This window comes from Actinomadura darangshiensis (assembly GCF_004349235.1).
Taxonomy (GTDB): Bacteria; Actinomycetota; Actinomycetes; order Streptosporangiales; family Streptosporangiaceae; genus Spirillospora; species Spirillospora darangshiensis.
On the sequence record NZ_SMKY01000604.1, the window covers coordinates 1 to 1,690 of the forward strand.

At 68.0% G+C, this 1,690-nt stretch carries 1 protein-coding gene; it reads left to right on the forward strand.

Annotated elements, in window-relative coordinates; genetic code table 11:
- Positions 1 to 1,262: 1,262 nt before the first annotated feature.
- Positions 1,263 to 1,690, forward strand: a 428-nt coding sequence (locus E1293_RS49130; RefSeq protein ID WP_207939558.1) for a hypothetical protein, incomplete at its 3' end; no start/stop codon positions are given.

The window sequence follows — 1,690 nt, forward strand, 5'->3', positions numbered from 1 at the left end:
CCTACCAAACCCCCTCCACGGACTCACCCACAGACCACGTCCAGCCAACTCCCCGACCACGCCCGAGTCCCCGGCCGCGCCCGCCGACCGATCCTCAACAGCCTCGACCACAACCGCCTTCACGACCACGCCCCAGCTCCCCGACCACGCCCGCCGATCACATCTCCGAGGGCTCGACCACGACCGCCCACTCGACCGCGTCCGGGGCGTCGGGCCTCTTCAACTGCCCGGCCGCGTCCGACCAGTTAGGCCGCGATCGGGCCCCTTATGGCGGTCACCTCCGTCACGTGCTCCTCGCCTCGGGTACGGCCGTCGTCGACGCCGCCGTTCGCGACGATCACGCGGCGGGACGCCGCGATCAAGGGTCAGGCCTATCGAGAGTGGGCAGGCCAGCCGGGCGGATCGTCACAGGTGCCCGCCGTCCAGCAGCACCGCGCCGACGATCGCCAGGAACACCGGGCACATGTGAGTTGACGACCGGAGGGTGCTAGGCCGCAGATCTCTTCGGCGGTGAAACGGTCGAGAAGGGCGCCCACCCGGAGGCCGCCGCCACCGCGGATGCGGGCGCTTGGGGATGCGCGCGATCAGGTTGTGCAGGTAACGGGCCCGGCGCCGCTGTCAGCCGCGGCCGCTGGGCATCGACCCCCCGCAGCGCCAGCTCAGGTCACGGCGCGCGTCGGAGATGACGAGCCGCACGACTCACCGGCCACACCTCAGACCACAGTGAGCCGTCCGACCTACCCGGCCCGCATACTGCGGCGACGCTGCGGCTCCACCCATGGCAAGACCGCTGAGCAGAGCTCTCCGCAGAGACCACGTTGGGTCCAGTGCCCCCAAGCCTTCTTGCCCGCGGTGACGCCGAGTGAGACTTTTCGAACCGCAGCGTCACGCGAACATGCCGAACTGAGGGCTCCCCAATGGACACGAGCGTGTGCGGATCATACGTGGGCAATTCCTGCGAGACACAAAAGCGCGCTCGCTGAAGCTCACGTCAGCCGGGGTCACAGGCGCATTTCGCCTTCCTGGCAGCACGGACACTCGACGGCCGGATAGAACACCGGCAAATCATAATGAGTTGGGATATGGCCCCCATTTCGGCCACAGCGGTTATGGCTCCAGGCGGCGCATGCCCGCCAAGCCGACTGTGAGCAATGTTCAACGCTCCGTAGCCAAAGTGACTACGATCGGCATTCTCACGGTGACCGACGCGATCCCCCGGGGCGAAGATGAACCGTTTTCTGGCACATCCCAGACTTGCCATCGTGATCGGCGACTGGGTCCGCTGCACCTGCGGGCTGCTGGGATGTACCGCCGTGGCAGGCGCCATCACCATCGGCGCAGCGGCTCCCTCCGAGGCGGCCGACCGGGCCGAACCGGAGCCGCGCAGGTCCATGTCCCCCGCCTGCCGGCACGCCGTGAGCATCGGCGACTGGTACACCGCGCACAAATGCAAGGAGGCTTGGCAGGCGATGTACGAGAAGTCTCGCAGACGATCAGGACGCGGCCGGGAATATCGCCGCTGGGCCGACCGCTACGACCGGAAGTCCCAGGAAGGGCGCAAGGATCTCTCGCCTTCACCGCTCCCCTTGAACAAACCCGCTCCACGCCCCGCCGTGCCCGATCCTCCGAGCAGTACGCCGCCGCCATCACCACGGTCGAAGTCCACAGCCCCGGCCGAGGCCTCGTCCTC